Raw genomic sequence first — 23,127 nt, 5'->3', positions numbered from 1 at the left:
GACGTTCGTTCAGGCGTAAAAGGCCAAGGTTACGGCCATGGATCGACGACCCCGTCGGTCGGGATCTTCCACGGAGACATCTTCATGAAACGCGCCTTCCAATCCCTGATGCTGGGCGGGGCCCTTACGGCCGCTGCGGTGATGGGCGCCGTCGCGCCGGCTGCGGCCCAGACGGTCCAGCCGGGCGTCCAAATGATGCAGCCTCCGCCCTCGCTGAACCTGTCGGCCTATGGCGAGGTCAAGGCCGCGCCGGACATGGCGACCATCAGTTTCGGCGTCCAGACCGAGGCGGCGACGGCCCAGGAGGCGATGCGCGACAATGCGACCCGCATGACCCAGGTCATGGCCGCCCTGCGCCGCGCCGGGATCGCCGAGCGCGATGTCCAGACCTCGGGCCTGAACCTGTCGGCGCAATATGACTATCAGCAGAACGAACCGCCCAAGCTGCGCGGCTATCAGGCCGTGAATCGGGTGACGGTGACGATCAACGACCTGACCAAGGTCGGGACCACCGCCGACGCCGTGGTGGCCGCCGGGGTCAATCAGATCGACGGCATCAGCTTCGGCCTGAAGGATCCCTCGGCGGCCGAGGACCAGGCGCGCCGACTGGCCGTGCAGGCGCTTCAGGCCAAGGCCCAGCTGTACGCCCAGGCCCTGAACGTCCAGCTGGCGGGCATCCGCAACCTGAGCGAAGGCGGCGGCTATGCGCCCCAGCCGCCGCAGCCGATGTTCGCCGCCCGCGCCGTGGCCATGGAAAGCCGTGACAGCACGCCGGTGGCCGCCGGCGAACTGACGGTGCGGATCGACATCACCGGCGTCTACGACATCGCCCGCTGATCCTGGGCGCAGAATGAGAAAGGCCCGCCGTCGCCGGCGGGCCTTTTTTGCATCGGCGACGATCTCGGCTCAGGCCGGGCGCTTGATCTCGTTGTTGTCGTCCAACAGCACCACGTTGGGCGTCCACTGGCGGGCTTCTTCCTGGGGCAGTTGGCCGTAGGTGACGACGATCACCTTGTCGTTCTTCTGGACCAGGCGCGCGGCGGCGCCGTTGACGCCGATCACCTTGGAGCCGCGCGGGGCCTCGATGGCGTAGGTGGTGAAACGGGCGCCGTTGGTGATGTTCAGCACATCGACCTGTTCGTTCGGATAGATTCCGGCCGCGTCCAGCAGGTCCATGTCGATGGCGATCGACCCCTCGTAATCGAGGTCGGCCTGGGTCACCGTGGCCCGGTGCAGCTTGGACTTCATCAGGGTGACCAGCATGGGACGGCGGTCTCCGAAATAGGACACGGGGCGATCAGCCCCCGCTCGCAGGCGGCTCATATAGGGATTTCCGCTCTCCGCATCAATCGCGGCGCCGCATTGCAACCGCGGCCGTGTGCGGCGCCGAACTGCGCCCGCACGTTGCACGACGTTCATTTGACGGTGACCGTTCCCGCTCTATGGTGCGGCTGAGCCATTCCGGCCTCTTGCGAGCGCGCCTTTTCCCATGAAGCAATTCTTTCTGACGGTTCTGGGTGTCTTCACCGGACTGATCCTGTTCGTCGTCGTGGTCCCGGTCGTTCTGCTGACGGTCGCCATCGCCGGCGCCTCCAAGCCGACGACGCCCGCGACCATGGTGCTGGAACTGGACCTGCGCGAGGGGATCAGCGACCAGCCCTCGACCAATCCGTTCGCGGCCTTCGGGGGATCGGGCCTGTCGGTGACCCAGGTGGTGGACGGTCTGGCCCAGGCCCAGGAGGACGCCGGCGTCAAGGCCGTGCTGGTCCGCCTGCCGGAAAGCGGCATGACCCCGGCCTCGGCGGATGAGCTGCGCCAGGCGATCCGCCGCTTCCGCGCCTCGGGCAAGCCGGTCATCGCTCACAGCCAGGGCTTCGCCCCTGCGGGCGCGGTGATGTCCACCTATATGGTCGGCGCCTCGGCGTCGGAACTGTGGATGCAGAACACCGCCGGCTTCCAGGCCACCGGCTTCTCGGCCGACAGTCTGTTCCTGGGCCGGGCGTTCGACAAATACGGCGTCCGCGCCGATTTCGAGCAGCGCTACGAATACAAGAACGCCGTCAACGAATACACCCAGAGCGACTACACCCCCGCCCACCGCGAGGCCATGACGGCCTGGATGACGTCGCTGTACGACAGCGCCCTGGCCAACGCCGCCCAGGACCGCAAGACGACCCCGGCCGCCCTGAAGGCGGTGATCGAGGCCGGCCCCTATTCGGCGGAACAGGCCCTTTCGAACAAGCTGGTCGACAAGATCGGCCAGGTCGAGGAGGCCGAGGCCGAGATCAAGCGCCGCGCCGGCAAGGGCGCCGAGATCGTCGAATTCGGCAAATACGTCTCTGAAAAGGGCGAACGGACCGGATCGGGCCGCAACGCCATAGCCATCGTCGGCGGGGAAGGGGCGATCGTGACCGGCCGCAGCGACGGCGGCGGCTTCGGCGGCGGCTCCTCCATCCATTCGGACGATACGGCCGAAGCCATCTATGACGCCATTGAGGACAAGAGCGTGAAGGCCATCGTCTTCCGTGTCTCCTCGCCCGGCGGCTCGCCCGAGGCGTCGGAACAGATCCTGGCCGCCGTGCGCGCGGCCAAGGCCGCCGGCAAGCCGGTGGTGGTCTCCATGGGCGCCTACGCCGCCTCCGGCGGCTATTGGATCAGCTCCGAAGCCGACTGGATCGTGGCCCAGCCCTCGACCCTGACCGGCTCGATCGGCGTGTTCGGCGGCAAGTTCGTGATCGCCGACGCCCTGGGCCGGTTCGGCGTGGACATGCGCGAGCTGACCGTGGGTGGTTCCTACGCCGACGCCTTCTCCCCGACCCAGCCCTTCACCAACAGCCAGCGCGCGGCCTTTGCGGCCTCGATGGACCGGATCTACGACGACTTCATCACGCGCGTCGCCACCGGCCGCAAGCTGGAGCCGGCGCGGGTGCGCGAGATCGCCAGGGGCCGGGTCTGGACCGGCGCCCAGGCCCTGCCTCTGGGTCTGGTCGATCAGCTGGGCGGGCTGAACGAGGCGGTGGCCAAGGCCAAGGCCCTGGCCAAGATTCCGGCCGGCGAGTCGGTCCGCTTCAAACATTTCCCCAAGCAGAAGTCGCCGTGGGAGGCCCTGTCGGAAATGTTCGGGGTCCAGAGCGAGGCGGCCCAGGCCCTGGTCATGCTGGGCGGGGTCATGGCCGACCCTCAGGCCCAGGCCGTCATGCGCCGCATCGAAGGCGAACGGATGCGCAGCGAGGGCGCGGTCGTCCTGGCCGATCAGCCGGTCTTCTGAAGGAGGCGTGACGATCCATCGCACACAGGCGTGAGGGGGCGCTCCATTGACCGCACGTCTCAATGGACCGACATTGAGGCTTGGGCGTTCTGCGGAACGTCTGAAAGGATGATCCATGTTCCAGTCTGAACGTCTCGCCTCCCTGGGGGTCGCGGCCCGTCGCCGGCCCAACGGCCTGGTGGCCTCCATCCTGTGGGTCGCCGGCCTGATCGCCGCCGTCGCCGCCATGGCGGTAGGCGCTGTTCTGGCCGTCTTCACCGCCGCCGCGGTGGCCGTGATCGCCCTGTTCGCCGGCGTGCTGGTCTTTCTGGCCGGTCTGGCCATGCGGGCGCGCCGCAACCTGACCCCGCGCCGTCGCGCCGGAGACCCCGAGCTGATCGAGGCTCACAAGGTCAACGGCACCTGGGTCGCCTACGGCTGGGACCGCCACGGCCGCTGAAGCCCCCTGAACCATGGTTGAGCTGATCGCGGCGCCCTCGCCGAACTTCGATGCGCGCCGGGCGCCGCCCGATATGCTGGTCCTGCACTATACCGGGATGGAGACCGGCGAGGCCGCCCTGGCCCGTCTGCGCGACCCGGAGGCCAAGGTCTCGGCCCATTATCTGGTCGAGGAGGACGGCCGCATCTTCCAGCTGGCGCCCGAGGAACGGCGCGCCTGGCACGCCGGTCGGGGCGTCTGGCGGGGCGAGGACGACTGCAACGCCGTCTCCATCGGCATAGAGATCGTCAATCCGGGCCATGAGTTCGGCTATCGCCCCTTTCCCGAGGCCCAGATCGCCGCGGTGATCGCCCTGATCGGCGAGATTCGCCAGCGCTGGACCATTCCGGACAACCGCATCATCGGCCATTCCGACCTGGCGCCGGATCGCAAGGCCGATCCCGGCGAACTCTTTCCCTGGAAGCGGCTGGCCGAGGCCGGACACGGCCTGTGGTTCGAACCGGCGCCCGAACGGATCAAGGCCCTGGGCGGCCTGCTGCAGAAGGGCGACCAGGGGATCGGGGTCGTGGTCCTGCGCGCCGGCCTGCACCGGCTGGGCTATGGGCTGGCGCCCGGCGGCGACTATGACGTCGAGACCGAGACCACCGTCCGCGCCTTCCAGCGCCACTGGCGGCCCGGGCGCGTCGACGGCGTCGCCGACGGCGAGACCCGCGCCCGTCTGGTCGGCCTGCTGCAGCTGGCCAGCGTCGAGAGCGTCACGGGCGTGCTGGATTAGTAGGTTCGCGCGCGCGCCGTCGCCGCCAGCAGTCCGACCCCCAGCCAGGCGCCCAGGATCGGGCTCATGCCCACCCCGACCAGGGGAACCGGAAAGGCGCCGAACAAGGGCGTGACCGCCCAGGCGGCCAGACACAGGCTCAACGCGCCCCCGGCCAGCTTCAGTCTGGCGTCGGCCCGGGTCAGGACGGCCGGAACCGCTGTGAAGACGGCCAGAAGGATCAGGGCCAGGCCCCCGATCAGGGGCGAGATCTGGAAGGCCAGGCCGACGATCTCCTCAACCTCGGCCACCGGCTGCAACGGATCGGGCCGCATCCAGGCCGCCGCAGCCGCAAGTCCGGCGAACAGGATCAAAGCGGCCTTCACTCCACGGCTGGGCGCGCGAAAGGCGGCGACCAGGATCAGGACCGCCGCCAGGGTCGTGGTCTGAGAAGCGTCCGGCTGGGCGACCAGCAGGATCAGGGCTGCGACGGCGGCGCCCCAGATCGCCCGACGATCCTCGGCCGCCGCCAGCACGACCGACAGGGACGGCAGGACGACCATGGCGATATTGACGTGCAGCGGCCCGGCGTCGATCCAGCGATGCACCCCCTCCTGGGCTGGATTGAAGAAGCTGGCCGCCAGCCCCGCCACGGCCAGTCCGGCGACCGCCAGCGCCGCCCCCGGCGAGACGATGCGCCGCCCCGCCGCCGCCAGGGCAGCGGCGATCACCGCCCCGACCAGCCAGGCCGCCAGGTTCCGTCCCCAGGAGGCCGCCGATACGCCGCTGAGGGCGCAGACGGCGGCGCCCAATCCCACGGCGGCCAGGGACGCCAGGCCGAATACCGCCATCAGCCGCACGCTCTTGTTCGTCGCCGTCTTCGTCATGGTCTCGCCCCTCCAGCCACGCCCAGCAGTCACGGCGCCCCCGGTCTCGTCAAGCCGCGAATGATCCGCCTGCTGTTGACCTGGGCGGCCGGGCGGCGCATCTAGCCCCCGCCAGACGGCCGGGCGGTCGCGGCGGACTTCGCGTCCGTCGAGGAAAGTCCGGGCTCCACGGTGAAAAGGCGGCGGATAACTTCCGCCCGGGGCGACCCGAGGGATAGCGCCACAGAAAGCAAACCGCCTCCCGTTCGCGGGCGGCAAGGGTGAAAGGGTGGGGTAAGAGCCCACCGCGGACCTGGCGACAGGGACGGCATGGCAAGCCCCGCCTGGAGCAAGACCAAATAGGGACATCGTGCGGGGTTCGCCTCGCGGGGCTCACCGCCCTGGATGTCCGGGTAGGTCGCGAGAACCGTTCAGCAATGGACGGTCCAGAGGAATGATCGTCGCCGTCCTTCGGGGCGGAACAAAACCCGGCTTACAGGCCGTCTGGCATATCTTTTTTTGAGGGCCTATCGGCCTTCGGCCTACTTGAGGCCGTTCGTTTGGGCTGCGCGTCTTCAGCCTGCTTGAGGCAGTTGCTTCCATCCCCATTTTTCGCCGCCGGATCGGGCCGTCCACACGGCGGCGCCCGTTAACCTCTTGTGGGCGCTGGACTGCCTAGACTGATCCACAGCCTGTGAATACTTTGCAAGTTCCGCTTATGTTCTCTCCGTCGGAGCGACTTCAAGTCCAATCGCGTGAAAACATGGTTAAGTAACACTGCTGATCCCATTGAGACCCATTTCATCCCATGCTATCCCACTCTCATGAGATGGGGCTGAGAGGCGGGCGCGGCGGGCGTTCGTCAGGCATCTAAGGGACGGGCCGAAGGGTTCGATTGGGCAGGGCGTGTTTCTCTCGACCTACGAGAAGCAGCTGGACGGCAAGCGCCGTCTCCTGATCCCCAATGATTTCCGCACGGCTGAAAACGGCGCGGCCGGCGGCGTCTTCATCTTCCCTTCCATCGAGGCCGACTGTCTGGAAGCGGGCGGCGACCGCCTGTTCGCCGTCTATGCCGAGATGATCGAATCCCTGCCGTTCGGCTCCGAGGAACGTTCGGCCCTGGAATGGCAGGTGATGGGCGAACAGGTCCGCCTGGCCTATGACGCGGGCGGCCGCATCACCCTGCCCGAATCCCTGTGCGCCGAGGCGGGTCTGGAGGACACGGTCGTCATCGTCGGCTTGAACGACCGGTTCCAGATCTGGTCGCGCGAGAAGTGGGCGGCCCGTCGCGCCGAACAGCGCGCCCTGGCCAAGGCCGGCATGGCCCAGATCGGCGCGCTGAAACTGGCGGCCCAGATGAAGCTGGCGGGAGGCGGTTCGTGACTGAAGCGCCCCACGCCCCCGTCCTGCTCGCCGAGGTGATGGAGGCCCTTAAGCCCGCGCCCGGCGAGGTCGTGATCGACGCCACCTTCGGCGCCGGCGGCTATACGCGCGCCATTCTGGCGACCGGCGCCGCGGTGATCGCCCTGGATCGCGATCCGACGGTTCAGCCCCACGCCGACGCCGTGGCCGCCGACTTCCCCGACCGGTTTCAACTTGTCCGCACTCCCTTCTCGGGCCTGGCCCAAGCCTTTGCCGACAGCGGCAAGGCCCGGCTGGACGGCGCCGTCTTCGATATCGGCGTCTCGTCGATGCAGCTGGATCAGGCCGAGCGCGGCTTCTCCTTCATGCGCGACGGGCCGCTGGACATGCGGATGTCCGATGAGGGCGAGACCGCCGCCGACATCGTCAACGGCTGGGACCACGGCCCCCTGGCCCACATCTTTAAACTGTACGGCGAAGAGCGTCAGTCGGGGCGGGTCGCCACCGCCATCCTGCGTCGCCGGGCCGAGCAGCCCTTCACCCGCACCCTGGACCTGGCCGAGGTGGTCGAAAAGGCTTTGGGCGGCCGTCGCGGCGCGCCCATCCATCCGGCGACGCGGGTCTTCCAGGCCCTGCGCATCGCCGTGAACGACGAACTGGGCGAGCTGGAGCGTGGGCTGGAGGCGGCCGAAGCGACCCTGGCCCCCGGCGGCCGTCTGGCCGTCGTCACCTTCCATTCTCTGGAAGACCGGATCGTGAAGGCCTTCCTGACCGAGCGGACGGGCAATACGCCGGCTGGATCGCGTCACGCCCCCATGGCCGTCGACCCGCGCAAGCCCAGCTTCAACCTTCAGTTCAAGGGCGCGCGCGAAGCGGGCGAGGCCGAGCGCGCCGCCAATCCGCGCGCCCGTTCGGCCAAGCTGCGGGCGGCGATCCGCACCGAGGCCCCGGCCTGGGCGCCCGAAAAGAGGAGGATGGCGGCATGACCACGGCGCCCTTCTTCGGCTATTCCCGCAACGCCCTGCAACGGCTGTTCGACTGGAAGATCCGCGGCGTCCGCTGGATCGAGATCATCGGCGTGACCCTGGTCGCGGTGATGATCGTCTCGGTCTATGCGGCCAAGGCCGCCGCCGCGCGCGAAAGCAGCCGCATCGCCGAGCTTGAGCGCGACATTCGCGAAAACCGCCAGCGGGTCCGCCTGCTGCGCGCCGAGGTGGCCCGTCTGGAACAGCCCGCCCGGCTGGAAAATCTGTCGCGCCAGATCGGCATGGCTCCGGTCGACGTCCGTCGCCAGGCCGATGAAGCCCAGTTGCCGCACCTGAAGTCGGCCGCGGCGCCTGCGTCCCCGGCTCAGCCTCAGGCCGCCACCCCGTCCGCCGCCCCGTCCTCCGGCCTGTTTGCCGACGACTCATCCGATGAGGCGGCGCAATGACGGTTCAGGATCATCGCTATCACCGGCCGGCGCCGGGCGTGGATCTGCAAGGCCGGCTGTCGCCCTTCTGGCGCTGGCTGTCGGAACTGGTCTGGCGGCTGGAGCACGGCTTCGAACGCGCCCGCGCCGACGCCCGGCCGGAAGAGGACACCCGCGTCCGCATCTTCCTGATCCTGATCGTCTTCTCCTGCGTCTTCGCCGGTCTGGCGCTGGGCGCCGCCTATCGGGCCCTGTTGGCCCCGGCCGGCGCCCATGGCTTCGGCGCCAGCCCCGACGCCCTGGTGCGCGGCGACCTGACGGACCGCAACGGCGAGCTGCTGGCGATCAACATCGTCCACTATGGCCTCTATATCGACCCGGCGGAGATCTGGGACCGCGGCCTGGCCTATCGCCAGCTGCGCCGCGCCCTGCCGCGCATTCCGGCCGAGCGGCTTCGACGGGTGCTGGACGGCGACCGCCGCTTGATCGTGCTGACCGGTCTGACGCCCCAGGAGAAGGCCGCCGTCCATGATCTGGCCCTGGGCGGCGTGACCTTCGAGCCGGAGGACCGGCGCGCCTATCCGCTGGGAACCTCGGCCGTTCACCTGATCGGCGACGCCGATACGGGCGGGCAGGGGATCTCCGGCGCCGAACTGGCCTTCAACGACGAAATCCGGGCGGCGGGCCAACGCGGCGAAAGCTTCCCCCTGTCGATCGACCTGCGCGTCCAGGGGGTGGTCGAGAACGAACTGGCCGCCGCCGCGATCAAGAACCAGGCCAAGGGCGCCGTCGCCATCGTCACCGACGTCCAGACCGGCGAAGTCCTGGCCATGGCCAGCTGGCCCAACTTCAGCCAGATGAACCGCCGTGCGGCGCCGGACGGCGCGACCCTGAACCGGGCGGTGTCGGGCCACTATGAAATGGGCTCGGTCTTCAAGACCTTTACGGTGGCGGCCGGTCTCGACACCGGCCGGGCGGACATGGGCACCCTGTTCGACGCCTCCGAGGCCTTCCAGATCGGCGACCGCAAGATCAAGGACTTCCATGCCCAGAACCGGGTCATGACCCTGGAAGAGGTCTATCTGCACTCGTCCAACATCGGCACGTCCCAGCTGGCGGTGCAGATGGGGCCGGATACGATGCGCGACTATTTCCGGCGCCTGGGGCTGCTGGACGCCTCCACCATCGAGCTGAAGGAATCGGCCCGGCCGGTCCTGCCGCGTCGCTGGGACAACTCGACCCTGGCCTCGCTCTCCTTCGGCTACGGCATCATGATCACCCCGGCCCAAATGGTTCAGGCCATGGGCGCCCTGACCAACGGCGGGCGGATGGTGCCCCTGTCCCTGCGTCGCGGCGGCGCGCGCGGCGCCAAGCCGCAGCAGATCGTCACCGAGGACACCTCGCGGGCGGTGCTGGAGCTGATGCGCGCCAATGTGGTCAAGGGCTCTGGCGGCTTCGCCGATGCGCCGGGCCTGCGGGTCGGGGGCAAGACGGGCTCGGCCAACAAGCTGGTCAACGGCCGCTATGACCCCAGTCACGCCTTGGGCTCCTTCGCCGCCGTCTTCCCCGTGGACGGGCCTCTGACCGCCAAACGCTACGCCGTCTTCGTCCTGATGGACGAGCCGGGAACCTATCCCAAGACCGGCGCCTATGTGGCCGCGCCCGCCGTGCGCAACATCGCCGACCGGATCGCCGGCTTCCTGGGCATCGAACGCCGCGCCGACCGCTGGCGCACGGCCTCGGGCGAGAAGATCCCGCAATATCAGGACGTGCAGGGGGACGGGCTGTGAGCGCGCTGCACCTGTCCGACCTGCTGCGCCGGGACGTGGCGTCCGATCCGATCATCACCGGCGTGACCGCCGACAGCCGCAAGGTCGCCCCCGGCGCCCTGTTCGTCGCCCTGCCGGGCACGACGGCCGACGGCCGCGCCTTCATCCCCCAGGCCCTGGCCCAGGGCGCCGCCGCCGTCTTGGCGCCGGCCGATACGCCCGACGGCGTCGCGCCGGTCCTGGTCACCTCGGGCGACGTGCGCCGGACCTACGCCATCGCCGCGCGCGGCTTCTACGGCGCCCAGCCCAAGACCTGTGTGGCGGTGACGGGCACCAACGGCAAGACCTCGGTCGCCGCCTTCTGCCGCCAAATCTGGGCGGGCCTGGGCCACAAGTCGGCCAGCATGGGCACCCTGGGCGTCGTCGGTCAGAAGGGCGACAAGACCTACGCCCTGACCGGGCCCGGCCTGACCAGTCCCGACGCCGCCGAGGCCGCCCGCCTGATGGCCGAACTGGCCGCCAAGAACGTGACCCATGTGGCGGTCGAGGCCTCGTCTCACGGCATCGACCAGCGGCGTCTGGACGGGGTGGCGCTGAAGGCGGCGGCCTTCACCAACCTGACCCAGGACCATCTCGACTATCACGGCACGATGGACGCCTATCGCGCCGCCAAGCTGCGCCTGTTCGAGGCCCTGCTGCCGCGCGGCCGCACGGCGGTGCTGAACGCCGATTCCGACGCCTATTCCGCCTTCGCCGCCGCCTCCATCATGGCGGGCCTGGGGGTCATGGGCGTGGGCGAACGCGGGCGCGACCTGACCCTGATCGGCCGCCAGGCGACGCCGGAGGGCCAGCGCCTGACCCTGGACGTGCAGGGCGAGGTGCGTGACATCCTGTTGCCCCTGGCCGGCGCCTTCCAGGCCTCGAACGCCCTGGTGGCGGCGGGCCTGTGCATCGCCGCCGGCGACCGCCCCGACGCCGTCATCGGCGCCCTGGAAGGCCTGACCGGCGCCCAGGGCCGGCTGCAAAGGATCGGCGGGCCGGAAACCGGGCGCGGCGAGGTCTATGTCGACTACGCCCATACGCCGGACGGGCTGGAGACGGTGCTGACCGCCCTGCGCCCCCATGCGACCGGCCGTCTGATCGTGGTCTTCGGCGCCGGCGGCGACCGGGATCGCGGCAAACGGCCCCTGATGGGCGAGATCGCGGCGCGTCTGGCCGACGTCGCCATCGTCACCGACGACAATCCCCGCTCTGAAGACCCCGCCGCGATCCGCGCCCAGGTCCGCGCCGGCTGCCCGGATGCGCTGGAGATCGGCGACCGTCGCGCGGCCATCGAAGCCGCCATCGAAATGATGCGCGACGGGGATGTGGTGGTGATCGCCGGAAAAGGGCATGAACAGGGCCAGATCGTCGGCGGGACGACTCATCCCTTCGACGACGCCACCGTCGCGTCCGAGGCCCTGTCTTTGTATGCCTGATACACCCGCCCGCCCGCTCTGGACGGCCGCCGAGATCGCCGCCGCCACGGGCGGCGTGCTGCACGGCGACGACCGCCCCGTCACGGGCCTGACCTACAACAGCCGCGAGATCGTCCCCGGCGATCTGTTCCTGGCCCTGAAGGGCGCGCGCGACGGGCATGAGTTCGCAGCCTCCGCCTTCGCCGCCGGCGCGGCGGCCGCCCTGGTCGAACGGCCGGTCGAGGGCGGACCCTATGTCGTGGTCCCCGACACCCTGCACGGGCTGGAGGCCCTGGGCGTCGCCGCCCGCGAGCGCGCCCCCCAGGTCAAGCGCGGCGCCGTCACCGGCAGCGTCGGCAAGACCAGCGTGACCCAGGCGATCAAGGCGGGGCTTGATCTGGCCGGCCCGGCCCACGCCTCGATCAAGAGCTACAACAACCATATCGGCGTGCCCCTGACCCTGGCGCGGATGCCGGTCGAGACCCGGCGCGCCGTCTTCGAGATCGGCATGAACGCCCCCGGCGAGATCGCGCCCCTGTCGCGCTTCGTCGCCCCCCACGCGGCCTGCGTCACCACGGTCGGTCCGGTCCATATCGAGGCCTTCTCGGATGGAGAGGCGGGGGTGGCGCGCGAAAAGGCCTCCATCTTCCAGGGCCTGGTCCCCGGCGGGACGGCGGTCGCCAACGGCGACGTCGCCTTCTCGGGCCTGCTGTGCGACGCCGCCAGGGCGGTCGGGGCGCGGCTGGTCACCTTCGGGACCGATCCGGGCCATGACGCCCGCCTCAAGGACTTCCGCCCGGACGCCGAGGGGGCGACCGTCGCCGCCGAACTGTTCGGCAAGCCGCTGGAGTATCGTCTGGCCCAGTCCGGCGCCCATTGGGGGCTGAACAGCCTGTGCGTCCTTCTGATGCTGAACGCCCTGGACGTCGAACTGGAGACGGGGCTCCAGGCCCTGGCCGGCTTCCAGCCCCTGGCGGGACGGGGTCAGACCCGCACCGTCGCCGTCCTCGGCGGCGCCTTCACCCTGATCGACGAAAGCTACAACGCCAATCCCCTGTCGATGACGGCGGGCTTCAAGAGCCTGGCCGCCCGCCCCGCCGCCGGCCGCCGCATCGCGGTCCTGACCGACATGCTGGAGCTGGGCGACCAGAGCCGCGCCCTGCACGAGGGCCTGGCCCAGCCGATCGAGGCCGCCGGCCTGGACCTGGTCCATGCGGCCGGTCCCCAGATGCGTCATCTGTACGACGCCCTGCCGGTCTCGCGACGCGGCCTGTGGCGCGAAACCGCCGCCGAACTCGCCGCCGAGGCGTCCGTGCTGGCGGGCCCCGGCGATATCGTCATGGTCAAGGGATCGAACGGGTCCAGGGCGTCCCTGGTCGCCAAGGCCCTGGCCGATCTTCAAACCGCCCCTTCAAGCCCTGACACGCCCCCGGCGACCCGATAGAGACCCCGCATGTTCTATCTTCTGTACCTCTATTACGCCGATGTCGCGCACCAGTATCCGCTGCTGAACCTGATCCAGTATCAGACCGTCCGCACGGCCCTGGCCCTGGCGACGGCGGCCATCGTCGCCGTGGCCATGGGCAGCCGCTTCATCAACTGGATCCGCGCCAAACAGGGCCGGGGCCAGCCGATCCGCGACGACGGTCCGGTCTCCCACCTGTCCAAGGTCGGCACCCCCACCATGGGCGGGCTGATGATCCTGGCGGGCATCGGCGTGGCCGTCTTCCTGTGGGGCGACCTGACCAACCCCTATATCTGGATCGTTTCCGGCGTGACGGCGGCCTTCGGGGTGCTGGGCTTCATCGACGACTACGCCAAGGTGACCAAACAGACCTCGGCCGGCCTGACCTCGAAACAGAAGCTGGTCGCCCAGACGGCGGTGGCCGTGATCGCCGGGGTTCTGACCGTGCTTTGGATGACCGCCTCGCCCACCTCGCCGGGGCTTGAGACCTCGATCGCCTTCCCCTTCTTCAAGGCGGTTCTGCTGAACATCGGCTGGTTCTATGTGGCCTTCGCCGCCTTCACCATCGTCGGCTTCTCCAACGCCGTGAACCTGACCGACGGTCTGGACGGGCTGGCGACCGTGCCGGTGATGATGGCGGCGGGGGCGTTCGGTCTGATCTCCTATCTGGCCGGCAACTTCGTCTTCTCCCAGTATCTGCAGATCCACCACGTCCCGGGCGCCGGCGAACTGGCCATCTTCTGCGCCGCCATGATCGGCGGGGGCGCGGGCTTCCTCTGGTACAACGCCCCCCCGGCCAAGATCTTCATGGGCGACACCGGATCCCTGGCTCTCGGCGGCGCGCTCGGCGCCATAGCCGTCACCACCAAGCACGAACTGGTGCTGGGCATCGTCGGCGGCCTGTTCGTGATGGAGGCCGCCTCGGTCATGATCCAGGTCGGCTATTACAAGCTGACCAAGAAGCGCATCTTCCTGATGGCCCCGATCCACCACCATTTCGAAAAGATGGGCTGGCCGGAATCCACCGTCGTCATCCGCTTCTGGATCATCGCCGGCGCCCTGGCCCTGCTCGGCCTGTCGACGCTGAAACTGAGATGAGCGGGCTCCCCCATTCTCCGTCATCCTCGGGCTTGACCCGAGCTTCGTCATCCTCGGGCTTGACCCGAGTTTCGTCATCCTCGGGCTTGACCCGAGGATCGGGCGTGGACCTGACTGTGCGTCCGGCCCTACCCACCGGCGGCGGATCCTTCGATCCTCGGGTCAAGCCCGAGGATGACGGCGGGCGGAGATGATCCCCGTTCCCGGCTTCGACAACCGGCGGGTCGCGGTCTTCGGCCTGGGACGGTCGGGGATCACGGCGGCGCGCGCCCTGAAGGCCGGGGGCGCGATCCCCGTCCTGTGGGACGACGGCGTCTCGGGCCGGCTTCAGGCCCAGGCCGAGGGCTTCGTGGTCGAGGATCTGACCACGGCCGACTGGTCCGGCTTCGCCGCCCTGGTCCTGTCGCCCGGCGCCCCCCTGACCCATCCCAAGCCGCACTGGACGGTGGACCGCGCACGAGACGCGGGCGTGCCCGTGATCGGCGACGTCGAACTATTCGCCCGCGCGCTGGAGGCCTTGCCTCAGGGGCGGCGGCCGAAAGTCGTCGCCATCACCGGCACCAACGGCAAGTCCACGACGACCGCCCTGATCGGCTGGGTGCTGCAGCAGGCGGGCCTGACCGTCTATGTCGGCGGCAATATCGGCATCGGCGTCCTGGCCCTGCCGGAGCCGACGCCGGGCGCCGTCTATGTGATCGAGGTCTCCAGCTATCAGTTGGACCTGACCACGCGCTTCGCGCCGGACGTGGCGATCCTGACCAATGTCTCGCCCGACCATCTGGACCGCCACGGCGGGATGGAGGGCTATGTCGCGGCCAAGCGGCGGATATTCCAAGCGCAGGGACCGGAGGCGGTGGCGTTGGTGGGGGTCGACGAGGAATGGGGGCAGGGGATCGTCCGCGACCTGGCCTCGCGTGTTCTAACCATTTCTTCCGCTCATCCCGGCGAAAGCCGGGACCCAGTGCTTTCGTCAGGACACGATGCCGGGGATCAGCGTGCTGCCGCATCGCACCCGCCGGAGCGCCCACAGGACTGGGTCCCGGCTTTCGCCGGGATGAGCGGAATAGAGGTGCGATCAACCTCGATAGAGTCGGACGGCGCGATCCTCGCCGACCTCTCCGCCGCCCGCTCGCTGCCCGGCCGTCACAACGCCCAGAACGCCGCCTTCGCCTATGCCGCCGCCCGCGCCCTGGGCGTGTCGCATGAGGCCGCCGTCAAAGGCCTGCTCACCTTCCCCGGCCTGGCCCACCGGATGGAGGCCGTCGGCCATATCGGCCCGGTCCGCTTCATCAACGACTCCAAGGCCACCAACGCCGACGCCGCGCGGCAGGCCCTGTCCTCCTATCCCAAGGTCTTCTGGATCGCGGGCGGCAAGCCCAAGGACGGCGGCATCGACGACCTGCCCGACCTCTTCCCCCGGATCGCCAAGGCCTATCTGATCGGCGAGGCGGCCCAGGCCTTCGCTCGCACCCTGGGCGACACGCCCCACGTCATCTCAAACACCATGGACGCCGCCGTCGCCGCCGCCGCCGCAGACGCCCAGGCTGCGGGCGGCGACCAGATCGTGCTGTTGTCGCCCGCCTGCGCCAGTTTCGACCAGTACCCCGACTTCGAGGCGCGGGGCGAGGCCTTCCGCGCCGCCGTCCTGGCCCTCGGCGCAATCCCGGAGACGGCCCGATGAGCGCCTCCTACACCCCCGCCTTCTCCCGCAACGACCAGAGCCCGGTCGCCCAGTGGTTCTGGACTGTGGACCGCGGCCTCTTGGGCGCGGCCCTGGCCCTGATGGGCCTGGGCGTGGCCCTCAGCTTCGCCTCCAGCCCGGCCGCCATCCTGGCCGATGAATCCATCACCGATCCCTTCCACTATTCCTGGCGGATGATCGTCTTTTCAGGGGTCAGCCTGACCCTGATGCTGACCACCTCCCTGATGTCGCCGCGCGGGGTGCGGCGCATCGCCGTCCTGGCCCTGCTGGGCGCCATCGTCGTCATGATGGCCCTGCCCTTCATCGGCGACACGGTGAAGGGGGCGGCGCGCTGGGTGAATTTCGGCCCCTTCAGCCTGCAACCCAGCGAATTCGCCAAACCCGGCCTGATCGTCTTCGCCGCCTGGATGTTCGCCGAGGCGCAGAAGGGCCAGGGGGTTCCGGGCGTGACCATTGCGTTCGGCTTCTACGCCCTGACGGTCTGCCTGCTGCTGATCCAGCCGGACATCGGCCAGACCCTGCTGATCACCACCACCTTCATGGCCGTCTTCTTCATGGCCGGGGTGCCGTTCAAATGGATGGCGGTCCTGGCCAGCGCCGGCATGGCGGGTCTGGTCTCCCTCTATTTCGTCTTCGGCCACATGCGCGACCGCCTCAGCCGCTTCTTCTCGCCCGAGACCACCGACACCCACCAGATCGACGCCGCCGCCGAGGCCATCCGCGCGGGCGGCCTCCTGGGCCGCGGGGTGGGCGAGGGGGTGATGAAGCGCCGGGTGCCGGACCTGCACACCGACTTCATCTATTCCGTCGGCGCCGAAGAGTTCGGCCTGATCCTCAGCCTGATCATCATCGGCCTTTACGCCTTCATCGTCGTCCGGGGCATGCGCCGGGCCATGAAGCTGACCGATCCGTTCGAACAGACGGCCTCGGCGGGCCTCTTCATGCTGATCGGGCTTCAGGCCTGCATCAATGTGGCGGTGAACCTGAACCTGATCCCGACCAAGGGCATGACCCTGCCCTTTGTCAGCTACGGCGGCTCCTCCATGATCGCCATGGGCCTGACCATGGGCTTCGCCCTGGCCCTGACCCGGCGTCGGCCGGGCGCCTATGAGCCGGGCGCCAGCCTGTCGCGGCCGGGGCGGCGGCTGCTTTAGGGCGGCGGCGCGTGAAGGCCCGTGATCAGGGCCGTAAACCTGCGCCTTATCAAGGCGTTGATCCCGACCAACCGCCTTCTCCGCATCGCGCCGAAAAACCGTGGCATTCTATGGGGGTCGAAGGGATCGAACGGCCAACCGGACACATCGGACACATCGGACACTCTTTTTTCCGCCCGCCGTCCTCAGACCGGACAAATCGGACTATTCAGACACTGTTTCTCCCGGAGGCCCCATGTCCAAACTCTGCGTCGTCGCCGCCGGCGGCACCGGCGGCCACATGTTTCCGGCCGAGGCCCTGGCGCGGGAGCTGGCCGGGCGCGGCTGGCGCGTGGTCCTGGCGACCGATCATCGGGGCGAGCAGTACGCCCACGCCTTTCCGGCCGAGGAACGGCTGGCCCTGGACGCCGCGACCGGCGCCGGCCCCCTGGGCCTGATCAAGGCCGGGGTGCAGATCTTCAAGGGCGTCATGCAGGCGCGGGCCGCCTTCGACCGGCTGGGCGCCGATGTCGTGGTGGGCTTCGGCGGCTATCCGTCCGCCCCGGCCCTGGTGGCGGCGGTGACGTCGCAGCGGCCGACCGTCATCCATGAGCAGAACGCCGTCCTGGGCCGCACCAACCGCATCCTGGCCCCCTATGTGGGTGAAGTGGCCTCGTCCTTCCCGACGCTGGAGCGGGCGCCGGCCAAGGTTCAGGGCCGGTCCCACGTCGTCGGCTCGCCCGTGCGCGCCGACATCCGCGCCCTGTTCGATCGCCCCTATGTCGCCCCCGCCGAAGGCGGCCCCATCCAGGTTCTGGTGACGGGCGGCAGCCAGGGCGCCCGCATCCTGTCGGAGACCACGCCCCGCGCCCTGGCGGCCCTGCCGGAAGCCCTGCGGCGGCGGCTCAAGGTCCAGCAACAGTCCCGACCCGAGACGCTGGAGGCGGCGCGCCAGATCTATCTGGAGGCCGGGATCGAGGCCGAGGTCGCCCCCTTCTTCCGCGACATGGCTGAACGGCTGTCCAAGGCCCATCTCGTGGTCGGCCGCTCCGGCGCCTCGACCTGCGCCGAACTGGCGATCGCGGCCCTGCCTTCGGTCCTGATCCCGCTCAAGATCGCCACCGACGACCACCAGCGCCTGAACGCCAAGGCCCTGACCGAAGCCGGGGCGGCGGAGGTCATTCTGGAGGACGCCCTGACCGTCGAGAGCTTGACCGCAGCCCTGGATCGCGTCCTGTCCGATTCAGCCCGCTTGGCCGCCATGTCCGCCGCCGCTCGCTCGGTCGCCATCCCCGACGCCGCCGAACGCCTGGCGGACTTGGTCGAAGCGACGGCGGGGGCCGCCTGAGACCGACAACCGTCCCGCTTGTCGCGCGTTTAGGAGCCCATGCCTCCCGAAATCATCGCCCTGACCCGTCAAGTCCGCGCCCTGTGGCGTCAGTTCGACTGGCTGCCCGAATGGGCGGTGATCGGCCTCGTCCTACTGGTCTTCGTCGGCGGCGGCTGGCTGACGCACAAGGTCGTCTTCGCGGTCCTGCGCCGCATGGTCCGGAACAAGGACGTCTTCTGGCGCGGGATCGTCGAGAGGGCGCGGGTCAAGCTGCGGGTGCTGATCATCATCATCGGCGTCGGCATCGGCGTGACCGTGTCGCCGATGCATCCCGAACCCTCGGCCGACATCCGCGCGGTGCTGCTGTTCCTCTCCATCCTGACGCTGGGCTGGATGGCGTCAGGGGTGCTCGACATGTGGTCGGTCATGCATCTGAAGCGGTACAATATCTCAGTCGAGGACAATCTGCTCGCCCGCAAACACCTGACCCAGACTCGCATCCTGCAGCGGGTCGCCAAGGTGATCCTGTTCATCGTCACCGTGGGCCTGGCCCTGATGACCATCTCCGGCTTCCGCCAGTGGGGCGTCAGCCTGCTGGCCTCGGCCGGCGTCGTCGGCATCATCGCCGGTCTGGCGCTTCAGCCGATCCTGACGAACATGGTCGCCGGCATCCAGATCGCCCTGACCCAGCCGATCCGCCTGGACGACGCCGTCATCGTCGAGAACGAGTGGGGCAATGTCGAGGAGATCACCGCCACCTATGTGGTGGTCAAGCTGTGGGACTGGCGGCGCATGGTCCTGCCCCTCTCCTATTTCATCACCAAACCCTTCCAGAACTGGACGCGCGAGAACGCCCGCCTGATCGGCACGGCCTTCTTCTACGTCGATTACGAGGCCCCGATTGATAAGCTGCGCGAGGCTTTCGAGGGGATCGTCAAGAACTCTAAGCTCTGGGACGGCGACGTCCAGGTCATGCAGGTGACCGACATCACCGAACGGGTGCTTCAGGTCCGCTGCCTGGCCAGCGCCCGCTCGGCCCCGGTCGCCTTCGACCTGCGCTGCGAGATTCGCGAGAAACTGATGGCCTTCATGCGCGACGAATGCCGCGAAGCCCTGCCGCGCGACCGTCTGGAATGGCCGCAGGGGGAAGAGCGGCCCCCTAATCTCCCTCCCCGCTCCGGGGAGGGTGGCCGCGCAGCGGCCGGGTGGGGCGGCGTCAGTCCTTCAACGCCGCCTGGCCCCGAGCGATCGCCTGATCCAGCGTGAGGATCTCCCGCGCCGGAGCCTCCCCGCACGCTACGGCCAGCAACTCCGCCGCATCCCCGCCGGGCGCGGCCTGATAGGCGGGCGCGGCGTCGGGCGTGGCCGGCCCCTCTGTCCCGTCTTCGCGCAGGGAGGCGAAATCCAGCCGGTCCGCCGTGCGCGCCCGGCAATCGAAAACCCAGCGCGACCAGCCGCCGACATAGGTCACGTCCCCCACCTTGAAGCCCGCCTCGGTGACCTGAAGCTCGCGCATCCGGGCCAGGTCTCCGTGCCGCTCGATTGAGGCGACATCGGCGTAGACGGCGAACCGGCCGACGCCGGTCTCGACCAGTTGGGGATCGGCGAATGCGAGCAGCAGGGCGATCATGCGACCAGCGTCTCCGCCTGTTTCAGATCCACGCTGACCAGCTGGCTCATGCCACGCTCGGGCATGGTGACGCCGTACAGCCGGTCCATCCGGCTCATGGTCACCGGATTGTGGGTGATGACGATGAAACGGGTGTCGGTCCGCGACCGCATCTCGTGCAGCATCTTGCAGAACCGGTCCACGTTCGCATCGTCCAGCGGGGCGTCCACCTCGTCCAGCACGCAGACGGGGGCGGGGTTGGCCAGGAAGACGCCGAAGATCAGGGCCGCCGCCGTCAGGGCCTGTTCGCCCCCCGACATCAGGCTCATGACCGACAGCCGCTTGCCGGGCGGGCAGGCGTAAATCTCCAGCCCCGCCTCCAGCGGATCGTCGCTCTCGACCAGTTTCAGCTCGGCCTGGCCGCCGTCGAACAGGGCCTCGAACAGGGCCTTGAAGTTGGCGTTGATGATGTCAAAAGCGGCGATCAGCCGTTCGCGGCCCTCGGCGTTCAACTCGTCGATGCCGTCGCGCAGCTTGGCGATGGCCTGGGTCAGGTCGATCCGCTCTGACTTCATGCTGTTCAGCCGCTCGCCGTATTCGGTCGCCTCGTCCTCGGCGCGCAGGTTGACGGCGCCCAGGGCCTCGCGCTCGCGCTCCAGCCCGTACAGCAGGCTCTCAGCGCCGGCAGCGTCGGGCGGTCGGGCCACGGCCTCGTCGGTCAGCTTGCGGGCCAGGTCTTCGGGCGACATCTGGGCGGTCTCGCGCAAGGTCGCCTCGGCCTCGGTCAGCTTCTCGGCCGCAGCCTCGGCTCGAGCGGCCAGACCGGCGCGGGCTTCGCGCGCCTGGGAGGCGGCGGCGTCGGCGGCGCGGGCGGCGCGGTCGGCCTCGGCCGCAGCCGCCTCGACGGTCGCCATGGCGTCGGACGAAGCCTGTTTGCGCTGTTCGGCGGCGGTCAGTGTGTCCAGCAGCTTGCCGCGCTGTTCGGCGAACCCTTGGGGCGCGACCTCGGCCTGTTTCAGCAGGGCGGCCGTCTTCTCCGCGTCCTTCTCCAGGGCGGCAATGCGGCCGCCGCTGTCCTTGGACCGGGCGATCCAGCCGTCGCGCGCCCGGGTCAGACCGCCCAGGCGCTGTTCACGGCCTTGGCGGTCGCGAGCCTCGGCGTCACGGTCCGACCGAGCGGTTTGGGCGGCGATGCGAGCCGCGTCGGCGGCGGCCCGGGCGGCGGCCAGATCGTCCCGCATTCCGGCCAGGGTTTCCGACGGGGCCTCGACCGTCTGGGCGGCGGCCAGGGCGGCTTCAGCCTCGGCAACTTCGGCCGCCAGCCGCGCCAAGGCCTCGTCCAGCGCTTGGGCGCGGGCTTCGCGGCGAGTCTGCTCCCGCGTCAGGCTTTCGACACGGTCGCGGGCGGCGGTCACGGCCTTGTCGAGGGCGAAGGGTTGCAGGCGGGCGGTCTTCACCGCCTCCTCTGCCGCGCGGAAGGCTTCGGCCGCCGCCTTCTGTTGGGTCTGGGCCTGTTCCAGCGCCGGCTTGCCCTTGTCGATCTCGGCTTCCAGCTCAGCCAGGCGGGTGCGTTGGGCCAGACGCACGGCGGCGGGACGGGGCGCTTCGGCGCGGCTGACGAAGCCGTCCCAGCGGAACAGGTCGCCCTCGGGCGTCGCCAGACGGGCGCCGACCGGCAGGGTGCGGGCCAGTTCGGCCGCCTGAGCGCGCGGCGCGACGCCGCACTGGGCCAGACGCGCCGCCAACTGGTCGGGAGCCTGGACATGATCCGAAAGCGGTTCGACGCCTGCGGGCCAGACGGGCGGGCGAGGTTCCGCCCCGCCCCAGTAGGCGGCGGCGCGGGCGTCCAGGGCCGCGTCCAGGTCTTCGCCCAAGGCGGCGGCCAGGGCGGCCTCATAGCCTCGGTTTGCGCGGACCTTGTCGAGCGCCGGCGGATGGTCGCGCTTGCCGCCGACCAGCAGCTGGGCCAAGCCGCGTGCCTCGGTCTGCAACCGGCCCAGCCGGTCTTCGGCGGCGCGGGCGGCGGTGCGGGCTTCCTGCTCGGCGCGGGCCAGGTCGCCGCGTCTGACTTCGGCCGCCTCGACGGCCTCGCGGGCGGCGGTCAGTTCGGCCTGGGCGATCTCCAGCGCCTGACGGGCGGCTTCCAGCTCCGGCGTTTCCAGCGGACCCAGGGCCTCGCGTTCGCGCCTCGCCTGTTCCAGCTGTGCGGCGACGCGGGACAGGCGGGTCTCGGCGTCGCGGCGGCGGGCGGCCTCGGCGTTGGCGCGGGCCTCGACGGCCGCGAGGGCGGCGGCCAGGCGTTCGACCTCGGCGTCGGCGGTCTTGCGGGCCTCCTCGGCGGCGGCCAGGGCCTTGTCCAGTTCGGGGCCGCGAGCGGGGGCGGCGGCGATCTCGGCCTGGAGGCGGGCCAGTTCGTGATCCAGCCGGTCCAGCTCGCGCTTGGCGTCGGCGGCCATATTGGTCTCGCGCTCCGTATCGGCGGCGATGCGGGCGGCCTCGGCCTTCAGGCGATCCACCTCGGCCCGGGCGGCCTGTTCGGCCATGTCGAGCCGGTCGCGCTCCAGACTGGCCCGGTGCAGCAGGGCGGAGGCGACGGCGTCCTCCTCCCGCGCCGGCTTCAGGGCCTCTTGGGCGGCGAGGGCGGCGGTCTGGGCGGCGGCGGCGGCGGTCGTCGTCTCGGCCACGGCGCGGTCGGCGGCGCGCAGCTCCAGGGCTGCGGCCTCGGCGGCGATCTGGGCGTCGTTCCAGCGGGCGTAGAGCAGGGCGGCCTGGAGGGCGCGGATCTCGGCGGAGATCTTCTTGTATTTCTCGGCCTGACGGGCTTCGCGCTTCAGCCGATTCAGCGCCGTCTCCAGCTCGCGGCCGATGTCGTCCAGCCGCTCCAGATTGGCCTCGGCCGCCTTCAGGCGAAGCTCCGCCTCGTGACGGCGGGTGTGCAGGCCGGCGACGCCGCCCGCTTCCTCAAGGATCCGGCGGCGGTTCTGGGGCTTGGCGGCGATCAACTCGCTGATCTGGCCCTGGCGGACCAGGGCGGGGGAGTTGGCGCCGGTCGAGGCGTCGGCGAACAGCAGCTGAACGTCGCGGGCGCGCACCTCCTTGCCGTTGATCCGATAGGTCGAACCCTGGCCCCGGTCGATCCGGCGCGACACCTCCAGCACCGGGCTGTCGGTGAAGGGCTGGGGCGCGCGACGTTGCGCATTGTCGATGGTCAGCTGGACTTCGGCGTGGCTGCGCGGGGGGCGGCCCGCTGCGCCGGCGAAGATGACGTCGTCCATCCCCTGACCGCGCATGGCCTTGGCCGAATTGGCGCCCATGACCCAGCGCAGGCTCTCAAGGACGTTGGACTTGCCGCAGCCGTTGGGTCCGACGATGCCGGTCAGGCCGGATTCGATGTGCACCTCCGCCGGATCGACGAACGACTTGAAGCCGACGAGCCGGAGGCGCTGGAACTGCATCGGTCCTGG

General features: G+C 69.8%; 19 protein-coding genes and 1 other RNA gene. 16 read left to right on the top strand and 4 right to left on the bottom strand.

Annotated features, from left to right (window positions below; genetic code table 11):
* The first annotated feature begins 84 nt into the window (after window positions 1–84).
* Window positions 85–837, top strand: a complete 753-nt coding sequence (locus JMT67_RS06350; RefSeq protein ID WP_201462999.1) for an SIMPL domain-containing protein — start codon at window positions 85–87, stop codon at window positions 835–837.
* 69 nt (window positions 838–906) lie between these two features.
* Here the strand turns inward: JMT67_RS06350 and panD are convergent, their stop codons facing one another.
* The gene (panD, locus tag JMT67_RS06345) at window positions 907–1,263 is read right to left on the bottom strand and encodes an aspartate 1-decarboxylase (RefSeq protein ID WP_183214957.1); all 357 of its coding nucleotides are present in this window, start codon (window positions 1,261–1,263) and stop codon (window positions 907–909) included.
* A 226-nt stretch (window positions 1,264–1,489) separates the two neighbouring features.
* On the opposite strand from panD, the gene sppA reads away from it, so the two are divergent.
* From sppA to JMT67_RS06330, 3 genes are all read left to right on the top strand, one after another.
* Window positions 1,490–3,268: a signal peptide peptidase SppA gene (gene sppA / locus JMT67_RS06340; RefSeq protein ID WP_201462998.1), complete on the top strand. Its 1,779-nt coding sequence runs from the start codon at window positions 1,490–1,492 to the stop codon at window positions 3,266–3,268.
* A 115-nt stretch (window positions 3,269–3,383) separates the two neighbouring features.
* The gene (locus JMT67_RS06335) at window positions 3,384–3,707 is read left to right on the top strand and encodes a hypothetical protein (RefSeq protein ID WP_054766448.1); all 324 of its coding nucleotides are present in this window, start codon (window positions 3,384–3,386) and stop codon (window positions 3,705–3,707) included.
* A gap of 13 nt (window positions 3,708–3,720) precedes the next feature.
* Window positions 3,721–4,482: a peptidoglycan recognition protein family protein gene (locus tag JMT67_RS06330; RefSeq protein ID WP_201462997.1), complete on the top strand. Its 762-nt coding sequence runs from the start codon at window positions 3,721–3,723 to the stop codon at window positions 4,480–4,482.
* On the opposite strand, the gene JMT67_RS06325 is transcribed toward JMT67_RS06330, so the two are convergent.
* Window positions 4,479–5,348, bottom strand: a complete 870-nt coding sequence (locus JMT67_RS06325) for a hypothetical protein (protein ID WP_201462996.1) — start codon at window positions 5,346–5,348, stop codon at window positions 4,479–4,481. The two genes, JMT67_RS06330 and JMT67_RS06325, sit on opposite strands and share 4 nt — an antisense overlap.
* Window positions 5,349–5,459: 111 nt before the next feature.
* On the opposite strand from JMT67_RS06325, the gene rnpB reads away from it, so the two are divergent.
* The 12 genes from rnpB to JMT67_RS06265 all read left to right on the top strand — a co-directional run bounded on the left by rnpB (window position 5,460) and on the right by JMT67_RS06265 (window position 19,320).
* An RNA gene (gene rnpB, locus JMT67_RS06320) (RNase P RNA component class A) lies at window positions 5,460–5,839 on the top strand.
* 394 nt (window positions 5,840–6,233) lie between these two features.
* Window positions 6,234–6,710, top strand: coding sequence for a division/cell wall cluster transcriptional repressor MraZ (locus JMT67_RS06315; protein ID WP_054766445.1), 477 nt, complete (start codon window positions 6,234–6,236; stop codon window positions 6,708–6,710).
* Complete coding sequence (gene rsmH / locus JMT67_RS06310) at window positions 6,707–7,675, top strand: 16S rRNA (cytosine(1402)-N(4))-methyltransferase RsmH (RefSeq protein ID WP_201462995.1); 969 nt, start codon at window positions 6,707–6,709, stop codon at window positions 7,673–7,675. The genes JMT67_RS06315 and rsmH overlap by 4 nt, the downstream gene beginning before the upstream one ends.
* Complete coding sequence (ftsL, locus tag JMT67_RS06305; protein ID WP_201462994.1) at window positions 7,672–8,121, top strand: cell division protein FtsL; 450 nt, start codon at window positions 7,672–7,674, stop codon at window positions 8,119–8,121. Before rsmH ends, ftsL begins: the two co-directional genes overlap by 4 nt.
* Window positions 8,118–9,890, top strand: coding sequence for a peptidoglycan D,D-transpeptidase FtsI family protein (locus JMT67_RS06300; protein ID WP_201462993.1), 1,773 nt, complete (start codon window positions 8,118–8,120; stop codon window positions 9,888–9,890). The genes ftsL and JMT67_RS06300 overlap by 4 nt, the downstream gene beginning before the upstream one ends.
* Window positions 9,887–11,347: a UDP-N-acetylmuramoyl-L-alanyl-D-glutamate--2,6-diaminopimelate ligase gene (locus JMT67_RS06295; RefSeq protein WP_201462992.1), complete on the top strand. Its 1,461-nt coding sequence runs from the start codon at window positions 9,887–9,889 to the stop codon at window positions 11,345–11,347. Before JMT67_RS06300 ends, JMT67_RS06295 begins: the two co-directional genes overlap by 4 nt.
* Entirely contained in the window at window positions 11,340–12,770 is a 1,431-nt protein-coding gene (locus JMT67_RS06290; RefSeq protein WP_201462991.1) for a UDP-N-acetylmuramoyl-tripeptide--D-alanyl-D-alanine ligase, read from the top strand. Before JMT67_RS06295 ends, JMT67_RS06290 begins: the two co-directional genes overlap by 8 nt.
* A 9-nt stretch (window positions 12,771–12,779) precedes the next feature.
* Window positions 12,780–13,889, top strand: coding sequence for a phospho-N-acetylmuramoyl-pentapeptide-transferase (gene mraY, locus JMT67_RS06285; protein WP_201462990.1), 1,110 nt, complete (start codon window positions 12,780–12,782; stop codon window positions 13,887–13,889).
* 190 nt (window positions 13,890–14,079) lie between these two features.
* On the top strand, window positions 14,080–15,570 hold the full coding sequence (murD, locus tag JMT67_RS06280) for a UDP-N-acetylmuramoyl-L-alanine--D-glutamate ligase (protein ID WP_201462989.1): 1,491 nt from the start codon (window positions 14,080–14,082) through the stop codon (window positions 15,568–15,570).
* Entirely contained in the window at window positions 15,567–16,745 is a 1,179-nt protein-coding gene (locus JMT67_RS06275; protein ID WP_201462988.1) for a peptidoglycan glycosyltransferase FtsW, read from the top strand. Before murD ends, JMT67_RS06275 begins: the two co-directional genes overlap by 4 nt.
* Before the next feature lie 235 nt (window positions 16,746–16,980).
* Entirely contained in the window at window positions 16,981–18,072 is a 1,092-nt protein-coding gene (gene murG, locus JMT67_RS06270) for an undecaprenyldiphospho-muramoylpentapeptide beta-N-acetylglucosaminyltransferase (RefSeq protein WP_201462987.1), read from the top strand.
* 39 nt (window positions 18,073–18,111) lie between these two features.
* On the top strand, window positions 18,112–19,320 hold the full coding sequence (locus JMT67_RS06265) for a mechanosensitive ion channel family protein (protein WP_201462986.1): 1,209 nt from the start codon (window positions 18,112–18,114) through the stop codon (window positions 19,318–19,320).
* On the opposite strand, the gene JMT67_RS06260 is transcribed toward JMT67_RS06265, so the two are convergent.
* Window positions 19,271–19,684, bottom strand: a complete 414-nt coding sequence (locus JMT67_RS06260; RefSeq protein WP_054766435.1) for a surface-adhesin E family protein — start codon at window positions 19,682–19,684, stop codon at window positions 19,271–19,273. The genes JMT67_RS06265 and JMT67_RS06260 overlap by 50 nt on opposite strands.
* Window positions 19,681–23,118 (bottom strand): AAA family ATPase, encoded by a 3,438-nt coding sequence (locus JMT67_RS06255; protein ID WP_201462985.1) that lies wholly within the window; start codon window positions 23,116–23,118, stop codon window positions 19,681–19,683. The genes JMT67_RS06260 and JMT67_RS06255 overlap by 4 nt, the downstream gene beginning before the upstream one ends.
* Window positions 23,119–23,127: the final 9 nt, after the last annotated feature.

Source organism: Brevundimonas aurantiaca (assembly GCF_904830995.1).
Taxonomy (GTDB): domain Bacteria; phylum Pseudomonadota; class Alphaproteobacteria; order Caulobacterales; family Caulobacteraceae; genus Brevundimonas; species Brevundimonas aurantiaca.
This window is presented reverse-complemented; position numbering and strand designations above follow the sequence as displayed.